Source organism: Caldimicrobium thiodismutans, assembly GCF_001548275.1.
Classification (GTDB): domain Bacteria; phylum Desulfobacterota; class Thermodesulfobacteria; order Thermodesulfobacteriales; family Thermodesulfobacteriaceae; genus Caldimicrobium; species Caldimicrobium thiodismutans.
In genome coordinates, this window is sequence record NZ_AP014945.1 from 1693447 (window position 1) to 1712175 (window position 18729).

Below are 18729 nucleotides of genomic sequence, written 5' to 3' on the forward strand. Positions count from 1 at the left end.
GGTTTAGAAAAGTAAAATTTTCCTGAACTTATAGCACATCAGCTTCACCTCTATGGCCTCAAGCACAAGCTCCCTTGCATCCTCAATTAACCACTGATATTTCCCCTGCTTATAAAACTTCTCTCCCACTCTATCCCAAAAGCTCTTTAACTCCATCTTTCAAATTCTCTTGTTTCCGCCTTCATTAAATAAAGATAACACCCAAGCCCTGCTAAAATATCAAATACCCTCAAAATCTTCTCATCCTCCACCCTCTTTAAATCTACCACATGAACCTTAAAAAGTTCTCCCTTTAATCCCTCTGGCACTGAAAATATCTCCTCTATCCTTTCAGGATACCCCCAGGGCTTATCCCCTTCATAAAACACAAGGGGTAAAACAGGGAGAGAGGGAGACCTGCTCTTCAGGGATGATTTTAAGGGAGTCAAGGTCAAGATGAGTTTTAATATGCTCAGGGAGGAAGGTTGAGAGGAAGCCTTTTAAGTTTTCAGGATCTTTGAGGAAGGCCTTGGCAAAAAGGTCATAGGGAACAGGATTTTTCTTCTGGGGATATGAACTTATGCAGCTGAAAATTTTTAAAGTTGAGTTATATTTTGGCATATGAAAAAGCTATATATTAAGACCTTTGGCTGTCAGATGAACGAAAATGATGCGGAAAGGGTTTATCTGCTATTAAAAGACAACTTTAAGCCTGTAGATAATCCTGAGGAAGCAGATCTTATTCTCATCAATACTTGTTCAGTTAGGGAAAAACCAGAACACAAGCTTTACAGTGAAATTGGACGCTATAAAGAGTTAAAACTTAGAAGGCCAGAAATTATTATTGGAGCAATGGGTTGTGTGGCTCAGCAAGAAGGGGAAAGACTCTTTGAGCGATTTCCCTATCTTGATTTGGTTCTCGGAACTCAGGGATTTTACAGAATCAGAGAGGCTCTTGAAGAGCTTATAAAAACCGGTAAACCTGTGGCTTATACGGAATTAAAAGAGGATTTTAAGATTCCCTTAGTTTTACCAGAGGATAATTCTAAAAAAATGAAACCTAAAAGAGTAAAAGCTTATATCAGTATTATGCAGGGATGCGATAATTTTTGCACATACTGTATTGTGCCCTATGTGAGGGGAAGGGAAATAAGCAGACCTCCAGAGGAAATACTCAAAGAAGCTGAAGAACTGGTAAAAAAGGAAGGAGTTAAGGAGATTACCCTACTTGGGCAGAATGTTAATTCCTACGGGCTGAAAGAGAGTGGATACCCTGATTTTGCAGATCTTCTTGTCATGCTATTCCAGATTGAAGGTTTATTCAGAATCCGTTTTACAACCAGTCATCCCAAGGATCTTTCTGAAAAACTGATGAGGGTTATTGCAGAAAATCCAAAGGTATGCAAGCATATTCATTTGCCCCTTCAGGCGGGTTCAAACAAAATTCTTAAAAGAATGAACCGGAAATACACTAAAGAGGAATATCTTGAAAAGGTAGAAAAACTTAGAAGCCTCTGCCCTGAGATTGCTATAACCTCTGATATTATTGTTGGTTTCCCAGGTGAGAGTGAAGAGGATTTTCTTGAGACCCTTGATATGCTTGAAAAAGTGAGATTTCATGAGGTGTTTTCCTTTAAATATTCTGATCGCCCTTTTACCTCTGCAAGAAAATTTGAGGATAAGGTTTCAGAAGAGATAAAGGAAGCAAGACTTAAGAAGGTGCATGAGGTTCAGGCAAGGATTACTGAAGAAATTTATGGTTCTTATGTGGGAAAAGAGGTAGAAGTTCTTGTTGAAGGTAAAAGTGAAAGGGATCCTCAAAAACTTACCGGAAGAACCACCACCAATGTGGTTGTTAATTTTACAGCCCCAAGGACAGGTCTTGAAGGAGCCCTGGTGAAGGTGCTTATTACAGAGGCTGGGAAACACTCCCTTAAAGGAGAATATAAGAAAACCTTAGTCTTTTAATTTTTTGGCAAGGTCACTTAAAATTTCAAGTTTTTTTCTTTCTCCCAGGGCTATCAGGATATCTCCGGGAAGAATTTTTTCTTGTGAACTCGGATTGAAGACCATTTCACCAGATCTTCTTTTTATTGCAAGGATAATGGCATTGGTTTGTTCTCGGATTTTGCTTTCCAGAATGGTTTTATGAGCAAGGGTTGAACCCTCCTCCACAAAGATTTCCTCAATTTGTAAATCCATTTGAAGTTCAGGGGAGGCAATTTCCATAAAATCCATCACATTGGGTTTTAATAGGGAAAGGGCCATTTTTCTTGCTCCAATTACATAAGGAGATAATACTCTATTAGCTCCAGCCTGAAGAAGCTTCTTTTCCACTCTTGGATTATCCGCCCTTGCTACAATATAAAGCTGGGGATTTAAATTCCTTGCGGTAAGAACTATATAAACATTTTCAGCATCTTCTCCAAGGACAGCAACGAGATATTTAGCTCTTTCAATTCCTGCTTTAATAAGAATCTCCTCAGAAGTGGCATCTCCTTCAAGATGAAGGATTCCCTTTTCTTTTAATTCCTTGAGAATTTCTGAATTTTTTTCAATGACAACCATGGGTATCTCTTGATGGATAAATTCATAGATATATCTACCTATTCTTCCAAATCCACAAAGAATGCAATGATCTTTTAATTTAGCAATTTGCTTTTCCATCTTTTTCCCCCACAAATTTTCAACGGTATTTTTAACTACAATCTCACTGAATACTGCTAAGATATAAAAGAAAAAGCCTACACCTCCAAGGGCAAGAAAGATGGTAAAAATCCTTCCTGCTGTGGAAAGGGGCACATATTCTTCGTATCCGATAGTGGTTATAGTAATTACAGTCATATAGAGGGCATCAAAGGGGTTTGCACCTTCAATGATTATATACCCAAGAGTTCCACCAAAAATCAAAGTGCTTAGCCAGAAAATACCAAGAAGAAGCAATTTTTTAGGTTCCATGCTCTATAAATATAATGCAAAATTTGCAAAGGAAAGATACTTTATATTGCAAAAATTGCAAAAGGAAAGCTCAGCCTCCTTTTTAAGACCTGATTTTTCATGGTAAAAATTCAGGCACAAAATTTGAAAGATATAAATAAAAATAAAATCCAAGGAGGAGGTGCTAAGATGAGGAGGAAGGTTTTGAAGGGATTAGCAGTGGTAGGTTTAATTGGTGGGCTTGCTTTTACTGCTTTTGCCGATGCCCCTCAGGAGCAAAATCCTAACCCAGGATATCAGATGGGGCCAATGATGATGGGACCTGGATTTGGTGGACCAGGGAAAGGTTGTAGATGCGGATACACTATGCAAGCTAATGTTGATCCTGCTAAACTTCAAAAGTTCTATGAGGAGACAAAGGTTTTAAGACAGAAGATGTGGGAAACAAGAGAGGCCCTAAGAATGTCTTATCTCTCTACCAATCCCGATTGGAAGGCTATTTCTGAAAAAAGAGCAGAGCTTGCAAAGCTTATGACGGAACTTCAGGCAAAGGCCTCTCAATCAGGGGCTCCTTATGTATATGGAATGGGGATGGGAAGAGGCTTTTGTGGAATGGGCTATGGCCCAAGAATTTAAAAATAACTTAGGGGGTGATAAAATGAAAGGATTAAAAATGTTATTAACAGGCCTTGCAGTTTTAACTTTTTTGGGAACATCTGAGGTTATGGCTAAAAGAGGAGGTCCCTATTTACCACCGGCAGATCCAGTTAAAGTAAAGGAATATTGCACTGAGATCCAGCCCCTTTATCAAAAAGAGTTTCAATTGAGAAATGAGATTCGTAGCATGATCTGGTCAGGAAATCCTAATTGGTCTGAGGTTGAAAGTAAAGAAATTGAGGCAGCAAAACTTCGGGTTGAGATGATGAAAAAGGCTCAGGAAAAGGGCTTGCCTCTCCCAAGAGGAATGAAACACATTAGAAGATATTGTGGTTGGTAAAAAAACAAACAAAAAAAGAGGTGTGAGCTATGTTTAGAGGAGGTTTTTACAAAAAGTTTTTGGCATTGAGTTTGGTGGGTGGTTTTGTGGTTTCAAGCTGGACTTTTGTTCATGCCAGAGGCCCGATGGGAGGAGCTGGACAAGGAAGGGGGCCAATGCATTATCAAAACCAGCAAAATGTTCAGACTCAGCAACAAAATAAAACTATGCAGCAGGAACGCAAGAGACAGAGAATTCATGCACCTGGCACCGGACTTTCATCAAATACTACAAGTGGGACCTAAAGATTTAGTAAGGGGGCTATAATGCCCCCTACTTTCAATGGGAGGATAGTATGCTAAAAAAGAGCTCTTTAAAGTGCTTATTTTTAATATTGACTTTATTAATAACCACAAAGGGATTTACCCTTGACAAACCTTTACCTGAATTTAAAGATGTAAAACTTGAGACTCAGAAATACATTGATTATTTTTACAGTCTTAAGCTTTCACCCACTGAGCAAAAGACTTTGGAGCAGGCTTTAAAACCTATTCCTGCCCCTTGCTGTGCTGATAACTCTGCTTTGACCTGCTGATGCACTTGTAATTTATACAGGTCCTGGACGGGCCTTGCCAAGTGGATGATTAAAAAGGGATATTCAGCTGAAGAAGTGAGGGCTGGAGTTCTTAAATGGTTTAGTTTTGTAAATCCCACTGGATTTTCAGGAAAAGATTGTTATATAGGAAATTGTGAAAAGCCCTTTAATAAAGACGGATGCGGTGGAATGGATCCCAAAAGATTGAGGTGGTAAAAATGTTTAAGATTTTTAAATGGGGGGGTATTTTCCCCCTGTTTTTATCTATAATGATATTATTTTTCTCAATTCCTGAGGTAGCTTTTTCTCAAGAAGATTTCCCTGAAATGGATTTAGAAAATTACGATCCCAATACAGAGATTGTATTAAAAGGAGAGATTAGAGAGATCATTATTCCTAAAAAGCCTAAAAAGAAAAAGGGGATGGTAAGGCTTCTTGTAGCTAAAGGCGATAAAATTTATACAGTTTTTCTTTCTCCATGGTGGTTTTATTTTAAATTAAATCCTAACCTCAAGATAGGAGACAGGGTTGAAATTAAAGGAGCAAAAATTTATACACGAAAACATGGCCTTGCTTTAGTGGTAAAGACTTTAAAAAATCTTTCTACAGGGGAAGAGCTAATCCTTAGAGATACCACCTGTAAACCCTGTTGGAGCGGAGGGAGAAATTAAAATAAAGGCAATTTTAATCATTCTCAAGATTATAGAGCTTAAGTTTATAGTAAAGGGTTCTAAGGGCTATTCCCAGTTTTTTAGCAGCCTCCTTTTTATTACCTCCTGTTTCCTTAAGAGCCTTTAAAATTGCCTCCCTTTCAAGTGCTTCAAGAGATTTAACCTCATTTGGCTTAGAAGATAAATTCTCTTTTTCCTCTTCAACCTCAATTTCAAGATAAGGGCCTCTACAAAGTAAAAGAGCCCGTTCAATGAGATTTTCAAGCTCTCTTATGTTTCCGGGAAAAGAATAATTTAAGAGTCTTTTTTTAGATTCTTCACTTAAAGGTCTGGGTTCTTTACCAAGAGACTCAGCCTTTTTTTGAATGAGATATTCAGCAATTTTAAGAAGTTCTTTTTTTCTCTCTCTCAAAGGTGGAAGAGTAAAGGCAACTACATTGATTCTGTAATAGAGGTCTTCCCTGAATTTTCCTTCTTCCACAAGTTTTTTAAGATCTCTATTTGTGGCAACTACAAAGCGGGCATCAGTTTTAAGGGTTTCAAGCCCTCCAAGTCTTTCAAAGCTTTTATCCTGAAGCACTCTCAAGAATTTAGCCTGTATGGGAAGGGCCATTTCTGAGATTTCATCAAGAAAAAGAGTTCCTCCTCTTGCTAATTCAAGTTTTCCGGGTTTGGTTTTTATAGCCCCGGTAAAAGCGCCTTTTTCATAACCGAAAAGTTCAGCCTCAACAAGATTTTCAGGAAGGCTTGCGCAATTAATTTCCACAAAGGGCCCTTTTCTTCCACTTAAAAAGTGTATAGCCTTTGCCATAGCGGATTTTCCAGTTCCTGTCTCACCAAGGAGAAGGACTGTGGCACTGGTTGGTGCTATTTCAAGAATTTTTTCATAAAGATCTTCAAGACCTGCAAAAAGGATTTCAAAGGGAGGAACTTCAAGGGCTTTTTCTTCAGGCCTTTTTTTGTGCTTCAAAATTTTTTTAACTTTTTCAATCAGCTCTTCAGGTGAGGAAAGAGGTTTAGTTAAATAATCAATGGCTCCCTTTTTTAAGGCAGATACTGCAGATGGTATGCTTCCAAAGGCTGTGATTACTATAAATTCAGAATCTGGTAATAATTTTTTTGCTTTTTCAAGAAAGGAAATTCCATCCATACCCGGAAGTTTCAAATCAGTTATTACAAGCTCTGGCTTAAGCTCCGGAAGTTTCAAAAGGGCACTCTCTGCATCTTTAAAGCTTTTGATCTCAAATCCCTCCTCTTCAAGAATGGTCTCAAGAAAGTTCAAAAAAGAGGGATCATCTTCCACTATAAGGATCTGGGGATTTTTAGGCATGCCCTTGTTCCCTTTCCTTTTTCTGATTCAATTTTTAAGTCAAGTCCCAGTTCCTCACAGAATTTTTTCACAATAGCAAGGCCAAGGCCTGTTCCCCTTGATTTGGTGGTAAAAAAGGGTTCAAAGATGTAAGGTAAAATCTTTTCATCAATTCCCAGGCCTTCATCTCTTATTTTAATAATATAATACTCTCCCTTTTCTTTCAAACCTACAAAAATTTTTTCTTTTCCAGCCTCAAAACTTGCATGCAGGGCATTTTCCATTAAGTTGAGAAATATACTTCTCAATTTTTCAGGATCACTTTTGGTCTTAAAATTTTCTCCCTCAGGGGTTATTTCAATTTGGACCTCTTCATAGAGAAATTTAAGGGACTCCACCACCTCTTCAAGAAGTTCTTTCAAATCTATTATTTTGAGTTCAGGTTCCCTTGAAAAGGTAAAATGGGAAAGCTCCTTTAAAAGATTTTCAATTCTTAGAGTCTCTTTGAGAATAATAGTTAAGGGTTTTTCAGCCGGTTTTTCTACACACTTTCTTTGCAGATACTGGGCAAAGCCCTTTATGCTTGCTAAGGGATTTTTGATCTCATGAAGAAGAACTCTTGTAATAAATTGCCATCTTTCAAGCTCCTCCATTCGGGAAAGTGACCTTTCAATTCTTGAAAGAATAAAAAAAGCCCCTAAACCTCCTGTAAAAAGAAGAAGGCTTAAAGAAAAGTCAATATAAAAGTGTCTTCTTGCAAAGTTAAGACTTTCCATTACTGGCCCCACATGAAGGGCAATCCTGAGTATCAGGGGATTTTGTTTATTGATTACATAATTTTCATATAGATAAACAGTTTCTCCTGTCTTGAGAGTAAAAAAACTTGTCTGTCTTTTCTCTTCAAGAAGAAAACTTTTTTCAACTTTTTGACCTATTAAATCAGGATTGGAGTGAAGCACTATAGTTTTATTGGTATCATAGAGAGTAATAAAGGCAACCCCCTCCCATCTTTCATTAAGGAGTAGTTCTGAAAAAAAGTCCTTCCTTTCTTTTAATAGATTTATGTCAAAGGTTTTAAAAAGGCTTTGTAAGACTACTTCAAGGCTTAAAGCTTGTAATTTCAGATTGGTATCCAGAGTTTTTTCTGTATTTTTGTAACTTAAAAAAGCAGACATAAGTAAAAGAAAGCCTGCTAAAAAGGAAGAAATTAAAGCTATAAAACCTGGTTTGAGAAGTTTTTTAAGAGGTTTTTCCAATCTGAGAGATAAGTTCATAAATAGGTCCAACAAGAGCTATGATAATAATAAGGAAGATAATACCTGCAATGGCAAGGACAACAGGCTCAAGAATTTTGGTAAGGGTATCTACAATATTCTGAACCTCCTGATAATAAAAGTTAGCAAGCATTTTCATCTGTTCTTCAAGTCTTCCTGTTGCTTCTCCAACTGAAATCATTCTTATATCAAGGGGTCTAAAAATTTTTTCTTTTTTAAGAGCGCTTGCAATATTTTCACCTGCTAAAATAGACTCTTCAATATTTTTAACAATTTTTTTGTGATACAGCCTGTGAAAGGATTCATACATAAGTTTTAAAAGTCTCAGAAGATCAATTCCCGCTGAAAGTAACAGAGCAAAGTGTTCAAAAAAGAAGGCGAGAAAATTAAGTCTTCTAACTCTTCCAAAAATGGGGATTTTAAGTAAAAGCCTTTCAAAGGGAATCTGTGTTTTAGGATGGCGATATAAGAAAAGAATTGTTATTATGGATATGATAAGAAAAAGGGGAAGGTAAAATTTTATGGCTAAAAAGAAATTTACTACTTTCATCAAAATGATAGTAGGAAGGGGAAGTTTAACTCCCATTTCTTTAAAGGTCCCAAGAAGTTTGGGAAGCACAAAAAAGATCCAGAAGGCAAGGGCTCCTGACATGGCAAATAATACAAAAGCTGGATAAATTAGGGCCCTTTTGGTCTGGGAAATTATTTCATCAACGCGATAAAGATGTTTTGAGGCTTCCTCTAAGGTTCTATCAAGGGTTCCTGATTCTTCTCCTATTTGAATGAGAGATATAACCACTGGAGGGAAAAGCTTGGTTTTTTCAACAGCACTTCTAAAGGTTTCTCCTCTTGTAATAGCAATCCTTATTTTATTGATTTCTCTTTTGAGTTTTGGATTTTTAGTTTCTTTTTCAAGGTCTTCAAGGGAAGTAATCAGGGGAACACCACTTCTTAATAAAAAGGCAAGATGATGTAAGAACTCAGCAAGTTCCTTTCTTTTAACTCGCCCGGAGAAAAACTTTGGAAAGATAGTTCTTTTTACCGAGTAGTTAACCAGAGTCAGCCCTTCTCTTTGAAGGGCATAGTAGAGCTCTTCTGGGCTCTGGTATTCGCCTTCTCCTTTAGTAAGGGTGCCCTCTCTTGTAAGGGCTGTGTATGTGAAAAGGGGCATCTATCCTACTACTCTCTTTATTTCTTCAGGAGTGGTTATTCCAGCAAGAACCTTTTCTTTAGCATCTTCCCTTAAATTTTTAAAACCCTTCTGTCTTGCCCTTTCATAAATGACAGATAAAGGAGGATCCTCCCCAATTAATTTAGAAAGCTCTTCATCCACAAAGAAGATTTCACAGACCACTGTTCTTCCAAGATATCCCTTACCTCCACACTGAAAGCAACCCTTTCCACGGTAATATTCTCTATCTTCAGGAAGCTTGTAATATTCAAGAACTTCCTTAGGTGGTTTATAGGGCTCTTTGCAGGCAGGGCAGATTTTTCTTATCAATCTCTGGGCAATAACTCCCTTTAAAGCTGAAGACAGAAGATCTGCCTTAATCCCCATATCTTTAAGCCTGAATATCGAGGAAATAGCATCATTGGTGTGAAGGGTTGAAAGGAAGAGATGGCCTGTTAGAGCTGCTCTTACCGCCATGGTGGCAGTTTCTTCATCTCTTACCTCACCTACCAGTATCACATCAGGGTCAAGTCTTAAAAAGGCTCTAATTGCCCTTGCAAAGGTATAACCAATTTCTTCACTAACTTGCGTTTGCCTGGCAAGGGGAAGGAGATATTCTACTGGATCTTCTGCTGTTAAAACATTTTTTTCAAGGAGATTTATTCGTCTCAAGGCTGCAAAGAGTGTGGTTGATTTCCCAGAACCTGTTGGTCCTGTAATAAGAAACATACCATAAGGTTGGGCAATAATTTCATCAATAAGCTTTATTTCTTCAGGGTCAAAACCGAGATATTCCAGATTTTGCACCTGGGCCCCTGTTGGAAGATATCTTATTACCACCGTTTCTCCAAAGGAGGTCGGGGCTGTGGCTATTCTTAAGTCATATTTGCTCTCAAGAAAGGTGAAGCTCATTCTTCCATCTTGAGGCCTTCTTGTTTCTGCAATATCTAATTGGGATCTAATTTTAATGACATTGATAAGTCTTCTGAAAACAGTATGGGGAAAAACTATAGCTGGATCAAGTATCCCATCTACTCTGTAAAAAATTTGAAGACTGCGCTGGGTAGGTATAAGGTGAAGATCGGTTGCCCTTCTCTGAATCCCCAGAATTAATAATTTATTTAATAAGTCCTCAACATCAAAATCCATGGTTGGATTGGTTTTCAATCTCTCTGTGAGATTCTTTAAATCTTCTTCTATAGAATGCTCTTTAAAGTAGTAAAATTTCTCAATAGCCTTGGCAAGACTTTGAGCTCCAGTTACAAAGAAGGAAACATTTCTTCCTGCAACCCTCTGAATAGCATTCATTAGATGCTGGTTAAAGGGATCGGAAATAGCAACTTTTAAAGTTCCATTTTCAAAGGAAAAGGGGAGCACAAGATTATTTTTAGCAAAATTAAAAGGAATACTCTCAAGGGCTTTTGGCTCAGGAGTAAGGATATCTATATCAAGAAAAGGAAAAACCGCCTGTTCAGAAAGTGCCCTTGCAATCTCAAGATCTGTGACCATTCCCACTCTTACAAGGACTTCACCCAGCTTTTCCCCTGTTGCCTTCTGCTCAAGAAGAGCAAATTTAATATAATCATCAGTTATAAGACCTCTCTCCTTTAAAATTTCACCAAGGGGTTTTCTTTGCATATCTTTTACCTACTTACACATTTCTTCTAAAGTTTTAACTTTATCCTGTAAGCCCGGAGGAAATGTCTTGAGACGAAGTTCTCTGCAGGCTTTTTCCCTTTCTCCCTTTTTTAAAAGAACCATAAGGTAATTGAGCTCATAAAAGGGGTCATGTTTTAATTTAAGTGCTTTTTCAAAGGCAATTTTTGCCCCATCAAAATTTCCAGTTAAGTAATAAAGTCCCCCAAGATTATTGAGTGCATCAGGGTCTGTCCTGTGTTTAAGATATTCTTCATAAAATTTTATAGCAGACATATAATTCCCCTTTTTTCTCTCCTCCTCGGCATTAAAAAGCAGGTTTTCAAGTAGCCCTTTTTCTTTAAGAATAGGTGCCCCTTGAGGAGTAAGAGTTTCTATTTTTTCCTCAAGTTTTTCAGGTTCCCTTTTTTTCTTTAACATAGAGAGAGTCTCTTTGTCCCTTTTTATTTTATCTTTATTTTTTGAAAGGGTTTTATTTCCAGGGGTTGAATCTTTTGGAAGAGCAGATTTTTTAACCTCCTTGTCAGTAACTTCTAAACTCCCTTTAGGTTGGGTAGCATTATTTTGTGTAGGGGGAATCTCTCCTTGAGGTGATCTTTTGACTTCATATACATATTCTGGAGGATTCTGAAAAGGCTTTTTATCTTTAGCCTTTAATAAACTAAACATTTTTACCAGATAGAATCCCCCCAAAAAAGAACCTGAAAATAAAATCGCAAAGAGAATCAAAAAAAAGAATCTGCGTTTTGAAACTTTTTCTTTTTCTTTAAAAGGAGAGGGCTTCTTTTCTTTTTTTATCTCTCTTAAAAATTCAGCAAGTTTTCCCATAGCTCAGTCTAAAAGAATTCTTATGAGGATTACAAGCTCTGCTTTTTTTCCTTCATGAATATTACTTTTGAATAATTCAGAAAGTAAAGGGATGGCTACCTTCCTTTCAGTTGTTTTATCCCGATCAAGAATTAGCCCACCAATAACAATCAAATCATTGGGGCGAGCCTTAACAATAGAGGTCATCTCCCTCAAATTTACCCTTGGGAGGGTTATAAAGTAATTAGCTCCAAAACGAACTTCCTTTAAATCTACAATATCACTTTTTATGGGAACAATGTGAAGAAAAATCTGATCCTCTTCTGCAATATAAGGTGTTATCCCGAGAAGTATCCCATCGAATACAGAAGAGGGGCTAACGGATGGATTTGTTGCATTACCTTCATATTTAATTTCTCTTATATAGGCTTGAGAGGTTCCCACACTTATTAAGGCAGGCTGAGAGTGAAGAACTCTTATCTTTGGGTTTGAGATTACTTTAAGTTCTCCATATTCCTTCAGAAGATTTAAAATCAAATTCACATTGGGCTCACCACTTATGGTCAGGGCAAAGGAGAATGGAGGTGGAACTCCCGTTTGATCATTTTTTTTAAGATCAAGGGTATTAAAGGAAACCCTGTTATTCCCCATAAGATAACCTGTTATTTCAAACCAATCCACCCCAAGGTTATGCCCTTTACTAAGCTCAATTTCAATAATCTGAGCGGAAAGAAGAATCTGCCTTCCATATTTCTTTTTAAATTCTGAAACAAGCCTTTCAACAGCCCTTATTCTGCTTGGTTTAGCCTTCACATAAAGTATCCCTGTGAGCCTGTTCAAACTATAACTCCCCTCTTTAGAAAGAAGGGTAACTAAACTAACTTCAAGGGCTTTATAAAGGTCAAGACTTTCTTTTGAAAGCTCGGCATTAATAGAATATTCACCCTTAAGAGGTGAAGGTGCAATGGTTCCACCCACTCCACCCCCAATATTTCCAAGAACATCCCCTCCCATAGAAGTTCTACTCTCTTTTATCACAGGAAGAAAACCAAGATTTATAATCTTTTCTGCAAAGGGTTCAACATAAAGAATACCTCTGTCAACTCTAAAATTTATATCCAGAAGTTCACATACCTTTTGTAGTATATCCTGAACAGGTTGATTCTTCATCTGCAAGGTTATTCTTTCCTTTTCAGGTGGTATTTCCTTTTTAACCTCAGGATCTATAACAAGGCTTAATCCTGTTTGATAAGCAAGGAAAAAAAGAATACTTTCAAAGTGTTCTTGATAAAATGCAACGGTTAAAGGTTTTTGTAAAGGGGAAAGTTCTTTAAATAGGGGCTTAAGAGCAGGTTTTTCCTCAGTTCCTGGCTTTACCTGAGGAGTGGTAGCATTTTCAAGAACCTGTCTGTATTGATTATAGGCCTTTTCTGTTTCAGGGGAAGGAACCTTTCCACCACAGGAAACAAGAAAACTAATAATCAGAAGAAAGAGTAAAAACTCCTCCAACCTCAAGTTTAACCCTTTTGCCCCTGGGAAGTAAAAGTTCCACATAGTAATCTCCTATTTTGAAAATTTTAATTTTTCCAATTTTATCCCCTTCTCTATAGAATTTTCCATTTATTACACAGGCACTCTTTTTTTCTTTAAAAATAGAAGTCAATTTAAGAGTTTCAGGGGAAAAGATCTGAGCTTGCCTTTTAGAATCCTCGTCATAAAAGGGATTTTTGGCAATAATAAGGGGTTCTTTACTTTTTTCATGGATTCTCTCAAATTGCCTTATAGCCTGCATAAATTGACGATGCTCCTCCGGTATCCTCACTTCTTGTTTTACCGGATAAGCAATTTTTTTCAAGGGATAATAAAGCATTATGAAGAAGAATAAAAGAGGAAAAATCCAGAAAAGAATGAATAGTTGCCCCTTTAGAGAAAATTTTTTCATTGAAAAATTATTTTAGTCCCTTTAATATTTAATATGGGATTTTTTCCTTCCTGCCTTTCAAATTTCATTTCCCGTAGAGAAAAAAAGGTATCCAGCTGGGAATTAGTCAGGGCTTCCAAAGTGGTAAAGGCCTGCTGGTGATTTCTAAGATCAACTTCCAGGGAGACTTCAAGTTCTCTTTTTTTAAATTCCCTCTGCCAGTCCACTTTACTTAAGGCCTCTTTCAGCCTGACAATTTCTGGCTGAATCCTGTAATAGGATTCTTCTATTTTACCATAACTTTCCTTCAAAGCGATAAAAGTTTTAAGCTCTTTAACCAGGAAAAAAAGAGAGATCCCAAAAAAAAGAACACCAAAAATCCAGAAATAAAACTCTTTTTTATAATAGGCCCCTACCTCTTCCTTTAAAAACTTGAAGTTTAAACTCATGGTTTCAATTTTCCAGAAATTTTAAAGATAATTATATTTTTTTCTTGAAAATAGTCAAACTGATTTTGTTGAATTTCCATAAAACTTCCAAGTTTTTTAAGAAGCTCTTGAGTAAGAATATTTGCCTCTTGAGGATAGGCACTTTTTTCTCCTGAAAGACTGATGTGGTAAGTATTATTCCCCTCTTTTATTTCAAAAGAGTTGATTTTGAAGCCTTCGCAGGCCTTGACAATATTATAGAGTAATTTATCAGCAGAAGGATTTCTGATAAGTTTCTCCCTCTCTTCAAGATAGGTTCTAAAGTTTCTAATTTTATCTTCAGGGTATTCTCTTAAAAATCTGTTTATACTCTCTGTTATTAAGGCTTCCTTTTTAGACATTTCTTTTTCAAGCTCGGAATTTACTTTTTTCAAAAAGAAACTAAATAGCAGAAAAATTAAAGCCAATCCTATGAAGGCATAGGAAATCTTGTAATTTCCTTCCATAACTTCTTTAACTGCTCTTTCTTCTTCTGGAAGGAGATTAAAGGAAGCTTCAACAAGGGGAGCATAAAGAAATTCAGGGAATTGAATTTCCTGTAAAATTACTTCAAACCCGCTATTCTCTAACCCCTCCTTGAGATCCCTACTGAATAGATAGATTCTTGTTAATTCCTTAGAATGGTCCCTGTAAAAGAGATTTTTTAAAAAGTTTAATCTTCCAGTGAGTTCATCAAAATTAATTCCAAGGAGTTCCTCTACCTGGAAAAATTCAATATATAAAGGAAGCCCCTCTTTAAAAATGAGTATCCAGAGACCTTCTTTTTCCCTGTGAATTAAAAGGGATTCCTCCTTTACATCTTTAAAAACCCTTGCAAGGGCAAAGGGTAAAAAGGAAATTCCTTCAAGTTTGCTTTTAGTAACCCCTTTTAAAAGATTTTTTAATCTCAAAAGTTCTCTATTTTCAAGGGCAAGATAGCTAAGTTCATAAAAATTTCCCTCTTTTTTTAGAATCTTCCAGTAAAGATAGTATGGGCCTGTTAAATATCCTGTAGTGTTCACCCTATCTGTAAGTCTTAGCTTGAGAATTTCATCGCTATAAACAGGAAGATTTAAACCATAAATTTCGTAAAAAAATTGAGGATTCTTTAGAATTAAAAAGACCTTTTTTCCTTTAAGTTCTTCAGAGGTTAAAACTGAAAAGTATTCCAGTTTTTTGGGAGAGGGTAATTTCCCTTCAATTCCCAGGCCTTCAAAGAGATCTTCCTTTAAAGGCTTAACTATATAAAATTTATACATATCAGACCTCTAAGAGTTCATTCTGAAAGGTTTTTCTGGCTTCTTTTAGGTATTTTTTGCGAATAGTTTTATCTCTTTTAGCATAGGCAATGAAAAGGGTTCTATCCATAAGTTTATTGATTAATCTTGGAACTCCCCTGGTCCACTTGTAGAGAGGTTTTTCAAGCTTTTTCTCAAGGATAATCTCTGGAGTTTCAGAAACTTGCTTAATCCTGAACCAGAGATAGGGGAAAAGTTCTTCCTTTTCAAGGGGCTTTAAAACCTCCCATACAGAGATTCTCTGTCTTAAGGGTGCATGTTCTGGTTTTTTAAGCTTTTCTGATAAGCCAGGCTGTCCTGAAAGAAGTATCTGAAGATTAATTTCCTTTCCCTCATTTAAATTGGTAATGAGCCTTAATTCTTCAAGGGTTTCATCAGGAAGAAGCTGGGCTTCATCAATGATGAGAAGATATTTTTTTGGTTTTTCAGATTCTTTAAAAAAGACCTTTAATTTTTTTAACACCTCATCCTTGGTAAAAAAGGAGTTTTCAGTGAAAAGCCCCATTTCCTTAAAAAGGGCTTGAAAAAACTCCTCGGGTTTCAGGGCTGGGTTGTAAATGTAAAGGGGGTTGATATCTTTGCTTAGTTTTGAAAGAAGGGTTAAAACTACCTGAGTTTTTCCAAAGCCCGGATCACCCGTCAAAACAGAGATTAAGCTTCCCTGGTTTAAGGCAAAGGTGAGAACTTCAATGGATTCAAGATGAGCCCTTGCTGGAAAAAATAAGGATGGATCTGGAACTAAGGAAAAGGGAGGCTCCCTGAGATTAAAAAAGGAAAGATAGGAATAGAGATTTTCATGCATAAAAATTTTAATTCTTAAAAAATCATTTATTGGGGTCAATAGTAAAATGTCCTGACCCTTTCATCAGGGGCAGAACTAAAATAACAGGCATTATGTAAATTTTATAAAAAGAATAAGCCTTTTGATTTGCACAAAAGTTTTTACAGCTTATGGTTGTTTATCAAAAAAGTATCTGGCAGTTACTATACTATTTGGGTCTGTTGTTGGCCAATCAGCTGTGGTATTATCCGCTCTACGGAATCTTCCTGCTAAACCATTTGCTGAGCCATCAATGGAAGTATCAATCATTTGAGCTGCAAAGGAAGGAATATTATCTATGGTGATTGCATTAAAAGTAGCGTTATTAGTAGTAAAGTTTCCAATAGTAAAGTTACCACCAAAGGCATGTCTGATTCCATTTGTTCCATTGGGAAGCAATCCTTGAGCTACAAGTTCTGCTGTAGCATTAGTTGGATCATCAATAATTCCATCATTATTTGTATCACCTGGTAAATTTCCTCTACGGTCATAATAAGTCCAAATTATAGCCTCAAGCCCTCTCAAATCATTTTGAACTCTTTTGGCTCTTGCATTAGCAATAAGCTCTTGACCCTTAAGCACTGCCCCTAAAATGATTCCAATGATAACAAGCACTATAGCCAGCTCAACTAAAGTAAATCCTTTAGCCCTTTCTTTCATAGCTTCACCTCCCAAAATTTTAATAAAAATTTTAATAATGAATGATGATATTACATCTTTTTACAAAGTTGTCAAGGGATATCTGTAGGAGGTGAAAATTTTAAACCCCCTGATTTTTGTGTCTGTTGTAGCACAGATATTCTTGTCTGTGTTTCTTTAATACCTTGGAATGTAATTTACCTTCACAGGCAAGATTGCCTGTGTTACTTTCATACTTGATCCCCTCTTACCACCCTTTCTTTTTCTTGTAAGGATCTGAACTTGTGCACTACCTTGACCTTTTTTAATTTTAAGTTATAAAATAATTTTTATGAGGAAAAGGGTTTTTGGGTTTACCCTTGTAGAGATAGCTATCATTCTTGTTATTCTTGGTTTTCTCATAGGTCTTGGTGCAGCCCTAATCGGGCCTTTAACCAAGCGAATGAAAATCAATGAGACCCGTGAAACCCTCGATGCCATAACCGAGGCAATTATCAGTTATGCAGCGGGAAATAAATGTCTCAGTGGTAATCTTACTACTATGGGAGTTAGGAAAACCATGGATGCCTGGAATAAGGATATACACTACATTCCAGCTAAAGAGGTTGTTAACGGAAATTATACGCTTAACAATAATATTTATCAAGGTAATTGCACATTTTATGAAAAAGATATTTGCGGAAGAAAGGGAACCTCTCTTAAACTTAGGATATGTAATGATGCGACTTGTACAGCTCCCACGGTTTATGAAAATATTGCTTTTGTCATTGTAAGTGGAGGTCCGAATTATAATCTTCAGACTTTTTATAATGATACTGAAGTCATAATTTATGCTCCGGGAACGCCCAATGTAGATGGTTATCCTTTTGATTTAAGTAGGCCTGAGGAATTTGATGATATTGTTAAGTGGGTGACCCTTGATGAATTGAGGGTCAAAATGGGTTGCCCAGGTGCCCAGTTAAGAATCATTACCTCAGAGCTTCCTGTAGCCTATCAAAATAGAGATTATAATGCTACCGTTTACGCACAAGGTGGAGTTCCTTACGCAAGTGGTGGAAATTATAAATGGAATTACACTTTACCTTCCGGATTTAATGGCAGTCCGGCTTCTGGCAATCAAGGAGGCAACTTAACTATATCAGCAAGTCCTGTTAATATATGTCCAGGAACCTATCAAGTTACTGTAACAGTAAGTGATAACGATACTAACCAAGACACAAGAGTATTTAATATATCTATCCAACCTGACCCTGTAAGAGTAAGCCCCTATACAGCTGTTTACTACGCTACAAAAAATGTCAGTTATAACAACAGTATTCCATTAAGTATAAGTGGAGGAAAACCTTCTTATACTGTTAGTTGCCCTCCGACGAGTTGTAATGGTCTTAATGTATCATCTTGTGATACTTCTTCTGTAACCATAACCGGAACACCCACTGAAACTGGAACTTGTAATTTTTCTATCACAATTAGAGATTCTTGTGGACAATTTACCACAGCTACTTACTCTGTTGTAATTCAAGATGTTTCATCTGGCGGAGGTGGTGGAGGTGGTGGAGGAGGAGGTGGTGGAGCACCAAGTTGCACCTTAACAGCCTCTTCAAATCCTATAGATTATAATACAAGAGCAACACTTAACTGGACCATAATCAATGGGCCTGCTACTTATAATTTTAATCCGACAAGTGGAAATTGCACCAGTGGCACAGGTTCAACTGGAGGAACCTGTCAAACAAATCCTTTAACTCGCAATACTCTGTTTACTTTAGTAGTTTCCAATGCATTTGGAAGTAATACTTGTTACTATAAAGTTTGTGTGAGACCTACGAGCGGCTCAACTTACGAAGTATGGAATGAGAGTGGCAGAACCATTGAAGCAAGGCTTCCAGATGGCACATGTAGGGAAGTCGATAACAATCGAGAAATCACAACCCAAGCGCAGGAGCTTGGCCCTGGACAGGCTATTTTGATTTATCCTTCAGCTGGACCTGTAGATTGCACTGGAACTCTTCTCTATATTATAACATACGATGAAGCAGTTTGTGCAGATGGTGATGATAAAGATTTAAAGGTCAATTTTACAGGTTCTGGCTTAGCAGATAGGTAAGAGATAGCATCTTTTCCCTTAATCCGGATAGGTCTTCTTATAAAATTTTCCCTTGACTTTTTTCTGATGGCACTAAAATTAAATATAAGAATATTCATAAAA

At 36.9% G+C, this 18729-nt stretch carries 23 protein-coding genes; 8 read left to right on the forward strand and 15 right to left on the reverse strand.

Going from position 1 to position 18729, the window contains the following annotated elements:
• Window positions 1-3: 3 nt before the first annotated feature.
• Genes THC_RS09455 through THC_RS09345 form a run of 3 tightly spaced genes read right to left on the reverse strand, consistent with a single transcriptional unit; the run spans window position 4 to window position 600 of the window.
• The gene (locus THC_RS09455; RefSeq protein WP_153303656.1) at window positions 4-156 is read right to left on the reverse strand and encodes a hypothetical protein; all 153 of its coding nucleotides are present in this window, start codon (window positions 154-156) and stop codon (window positions 4-6) included.
• Window positions 147-368 carry a hypothetical protein gene (locus THC_RS08530; RefSeq protein WP_068516155.1) on the reverse strand — a complete coding sequence of 74 codons (222 nt, stop codon included), beginning with the start codon at window positions 366-368 and terminating at the stop codon, window positions 147-149. Before THC_RS08530 ends, THC_RS09455 begins: the two co-directional genes overlap by 10 nt.
• Window positions 358-600 (reverse strand): Rpn family recombination-promoting nuclease/putative transposase, encoded by a 243-nt coding sequence (locus tag THC_RS09345; RefSeq protein WP_068516160.1) that lies wholly within the window; start codon window positions 598-600, stop codon window positions 358-360. The genes THC_RS08530 and THC_RS09345 overlap by 11 nt, the downstream gene beginning before the upstream one ends.
• Here THC_RS09345 and miaB point away from each other — a divergent pair, their 5' ends adjacent.
• Entirely contained in the window at window positions 601-1947 is a 1347-nt protein-coding gene (miaB, locus tag THC_RS08540; RefSeq protein ID WP_068516163.1) for a tRNA (N6-isopentenyl adenosine(37)-C2)-methylthiotransferase MiaB, read from the forward strand.
• On the opposite strand, the gene THC_RS08545 is transcribed toward miaB, so the two are convergent.
• Window positions 1936-2937 (reverse strand): potassium channel family protein, encoded by a 1002-nt coding sequence (locus tag THC_RS08545; RefSeq protein ID WP_068516165.1) that lies wholly within the window; start codon window positions 2935-2937, stop codon window positions 1936-1938. The genes miaB and THC_RS08545 overlap by 12 nt on opposite strands.
• 168 nt (window positions 2938-3105) lie before the next feature.
• Here THC_RS08545 and THC_RS08550 point away from each other — a divergent pair, with 168 nt between their 5' ends.
• Genes THC_RS08550 through THC_RS08570 form a run of 6 tightly spaced genes read left to right on the forward strand, consistent with a single transcriptional unit; the run spans window position 3106 to window position 5158 of the window.
• Complete coding sequence (locus tag THC_RS08550) at window positions 3106-3552, forward strand: hypothetical protein (RefSeq protein ID WP_148638844.1); 447 nt, start codon at window positions 3106-3108, stop codon at window positions 3550-3552.
• 22 nt (window positions 3553-3574) lie between these two features.
• Entirely contained in the window at window positions 3575-3913 is a 339-nt protein-coding gene (locus THC_RS08555; protein WP_148638845.1) for an RNA-binding protein, read from the forward strand.
• A 29-nt stretch (window positions 3914-3942) separates the two neighbouring features.
• Window positions 3943-4197: a hypothetical protein gene (locus THC_RS08560; protein WP_068516174.1), complete on the forward strand. Its 255-nt coding sequence runs from the start codon at window positions 3943-3945 to the stop codon at window positions 4195-4197.
• 50 nt (window positions 4198-4247) lie between these two features.
• Entirely contained in the window at window positions 4248-4487 is a 240-nt protein-coding gene (locus THC_RS08565) for a hypothetical protein (protein ID WP_068516177.1), read from the forward strand.
• 45 nt (window positions 4488-4532) lie between these two features.
• Complete coding sequence (locus tag THC_RS09460) at window positions 4533-4703, forward strand: hypothetical protein (protein ID WP_153303657.1); 171 nt, start codon at window positions 4533-4535, stop codon at window positions 4701-4703.
• A 2-nt stretch (window positions 4704-4705) separates the two neighbouring features.
• Entirely contained in the window at window positions 4706-5158 is a 453-nt protein-coding gene (locus tag THC_RS08570; protein ID WP_068516179.1) for a MamS/MamX family magnetosome protein, read from the forward strand.
• Window positions 5159-5171: 13 nt separating this feature from the next.
• Here THC_RS08570 and THC_RS08575 read toward each other — a convergent pair whose 3' ends face one another.
• The 11 genes from THC_RS08575 to THC_RS09240 all read right to left on the reverse strand — a co-directional run bounded on the left by THC_RS08575 (window position 5172) and on the right by THC_RS09240 (window position 16541).
• Window positions 5172-6488 carry a sigma-54-dependent transcriptional regulator gene (locus tag THC_RS08575; protein WP_068516182.1) on the reverse strand — a complete coding sequence of 439 codons (1317 nt, stop codon included), beginning with the start codon at window positions 6486-6488 and terminating at the stop codon, window positions 5172-5174.
• Window positions 6461-7741 carry a sensor histidine kinase gene (locus THC_RS08580; RefSeq protein WP_082706407.1) on the reverse strand — a complete coding sequence of 427 codons (1281 nt, stop codon included), beginning with the start codon at window positions 7739-7741 and terminating at the stop codon, window positions 6461-6463. The genes THC_RS08575 and THC_RS08580 overlap by 28 nt, the downstream gene beginning before the upstream one ends.
• Window positions 7707-8912: a type II secretion system F family protein gene (locus tag THC_RS08585; protein ID WP_068516187.1), complete on the reverse strand. Its 1206-nt coding sequence runs from the start codon at window positions 8910-8912 to the stop codon at window positions 7707-7709. Before THC_RS08585 ends, THC_RS08580 begins: the two co-directional genes overlap by 35 nt.
• Window positions 8913-10550, reverse strand: a complete 1638-nt coding sequence (locus tag THC_RS08590; RefSeq protein WP_068516189.1) for a GspE/PulE family protein — start codon at window positions 10548-10550, stop codon at window positions 8913-8915. It abuts the gene before it with no gap.
• Between the two features lie 9 nt (window positions 10551-10559).
• Entirely contained in the window at window positions 10560-11396 is an 837-nt protein-coding gene (locus tag THC_RS08595) for a tetratricopeptide repeat protein (protein ID WP_068516193.1), read from the reverse strand.
• Between the two features lie 3 nt (window positions 11397-11399).
• Window positions 11400-12929, reverse strand: a complete 1530-nt coding sequence (locus THC_RS08600; protein WP_082706409.1) for a secretin GspD/PilQ domain-containing protein — start codon at window positions 12927-12929, stop codon at window positions 11400-11402.
• Complete coding sequence (locus tag THC_RS08605; protein ID WP_148638846.1) at window positions 12850-13197, reverse strand: hypothetical protein; 348 nt, start codon at window positions 13195-13197, stop codon at window positions 12850-12852. Before THC_RS08605 ends, THC_RS08600 begins: the two co-directional genes overlap by 80 nt.
• A gap of 116 nt (window positions 13198-13313) precedes the next feature.
• Window positions 13314-13745 carry a hypothetical protein gene (locus tag THC_RS08610; RefSeq protein ID WP_068516203.1) on the reverse strand — a complete coding sequence of 144 codons (432 nt, stop codon included), beginning with the start codon at window positions 13743-13745 and terminating at the stop codon, window positions 13314-13316.
• On the reverse strand, window positions 13742-15022 hold the full coding sequence (locus THC_RS08615) for a hypothetical protein (RefSeq protein WP_068516206.1): 1281 nt from the start codon (window positions 15020-15022) through the stop codon (window positions 13742-13744). The genes THC_RS08610 and THC_RS08615 overlap by 4 nt, the downstream gene beginning before the upstream one ends.
• A 1-nt stretch (window position 15023) precedes the next feature.
• A complete protein-coding gene (locus tag THC_RS08620) occupies window positions 15024-15863 on the reverse strand; it encodes an ExeA family protein (protein ID WP_148638847.1) in 840 nt (279 codons plus the stop codon).
• Window positions 15864-16010: 147 nt separating this feature from the next.
• Window positions 16011-16541, reverse strand: a complete 531-nt coding sequence (locus tag THC_RS09240) for a prepilin-type N-terminal cleavage/methylation domain-containing protein (protein WP_082706411.1) — start codon at window positions 16539-16541, stop codon at window positions 16011-16013.
• Between the two features lie 310 nt (window positions 16542-16851).
• Here THC_RS09240 and THC_RS08630 point away from each other — a divergent pair, with 310 nt between their 5' ends.
• The gene (locus tag THC_RS08630) at window positions 16852-18627 is read left to right on the forward strand and encodes a putative Ig domain-containing protein (protein WP_068516213.1); all 1776 of its coding nucleotides are present in this window, start codon (window positions 16852-16854) and stop codon (window positions 18625-18627) included.
• The last annotated feature ends 102 nt before the right edge of the window (window positions 18628-18729 follow it).

Coding starts and splice junctions, on each gene's coding strand:
- THC_RS09455 (WP_153303656.1), bottom strand. CDS start 156: ATGGAGTTAAAGAGCTTTTGGGATAGAGTGGGAGAGAAGTTTTATAAG.
- THC_RS09345 (WP_068516160.1), bottom strand. CDS start 600: ATGCCAAAATATAACTCAACTTTAAAAATTTTCAGCTGCATAAGTTCA.
- miaB (WP_068516163.1), top strand. CDS start 601: ATGAAAAAGCTATATATTAAGACCTTTGGCTGTCAGATGAACGAAAAT.
- THC_RS08545 (WP_068516165.1), bottom strand. CDS start 2,937: ATGGAACCTAAAAAATTGCTTCTTCTTGGTATTTTCTGGCTAAGCACT.
- THC_RS08550 (WP_148638844.1), top strand. CDS start 3,106: ATGAGGAGGAAGGTTTTGAAGGGATTAGCAGTGGTAGGTTTAATTGGT.
- THC_RS08555 (WP_148638845.1), top strand. CDS start 3,575: ATGAAAGGATTAAAAATGTTATTAACAGGCCTTGCAGTTTTAACTTTT.
- THC_RS08560 (WP_068516174.1), top strand. CDS start 3,943: ATGTTTAGAGGAGGTTTTTACAAAAAGTTTTTGGCATTGAGTTTGGTG.
- THC_RS08565 (WP_068516177.1), top strand. CDS start 4,248: ATGCTAAAAAAGAGCTCTTTAAAGTGCTTATTTTTAATATTGACTTTA.
- THC_RS09460 (WP_153303657.1), top strand. CDS start 4,533: ATGATTAAAAAGGGATATTCAGCTGAAGAAGTGAGGGCTGGAGTTCTT.
- THC_RS08570 (WP_068516179.1), top strand. CDS start 4,706: ATGTTTAAGATTTTTAAATGGGGGGGTATTTTCCCCCTGTTTTTATCT.
- THC_RS08575 (WP_068516182.1), bottom strand. CDS start 6,488: ATGCCTAAAAATCCCCAGATCCTTATAGTGGAAGATGATCCCTCTTTT.
- THC_RS08580 (WP_082706407.1), bottom strand. CDS start 7,741: ATGAACTTATCTCTCAGATTGGAAAAACCTCTTAAAAAACTTCTCAAA.
- THC_RS08585 (WP_068516187.1), bottom strand. CDS start 8,912: ATGCCCCTTTTCACATACACAGCCCTTACAAGAGAGGGCACCCTTACT.
- THC_RS08590 (WP_068516189.1), bottom strand. CDS start 10,550: ATGCAAAGAAAACCCCTTGGTGAAATTTTAAAGGAGAGAGGTCTTATA.
- THC_RS08595 (WP_068516193.1), bottom strand. CDS start 11,396: ATGGGAAAACTTGCTGAATTTTTAAGAGAGATAAAAAAAGAAAAGAAG.
- THC_RS08600 (WP_082706409.1), bottom strand. CDS start 12,929: ATGTGGAACTTTTACTTCCCAGGGGCAAAAGGGTTAAACTTGAGGTTG.
- THC_RS08610 (WP_068516203.1), bottom strand. CDS start 13,745: ATGAGTTTAAACTTCAAGTTTTTAAAGGAAGAGGTAGGGGCCTATTAT.
- THC_RS08615 (WP_068516206.1), bottom strand. CDS start 15,022: ATGTATAAATTTTATATAGTTAAGCCTTTAAAGGAAGATCTCTTTGAA.
- THC_RS08620 (WP_148638847.1), bottom strand. CDS start 15,863: ATGCATGAAAATCTCTATTCCTATCTTTCCTTTTTTAATCTCAGGGAG.
- THC_RS09240 (WP_082706411.1), bottom strand. CDS start 16,541: ATGAAAGAAAGGGCTAAAGGATTTACTTTAGTTGAGCTGGCTATAGTG.
- THC_RS08630 (WP_068516213.1), top strand. CDS start 16,852: ATGAGGAAAAGGGTTTTTGGGTTTACCCTTGTAGAGATAGCTATCATT.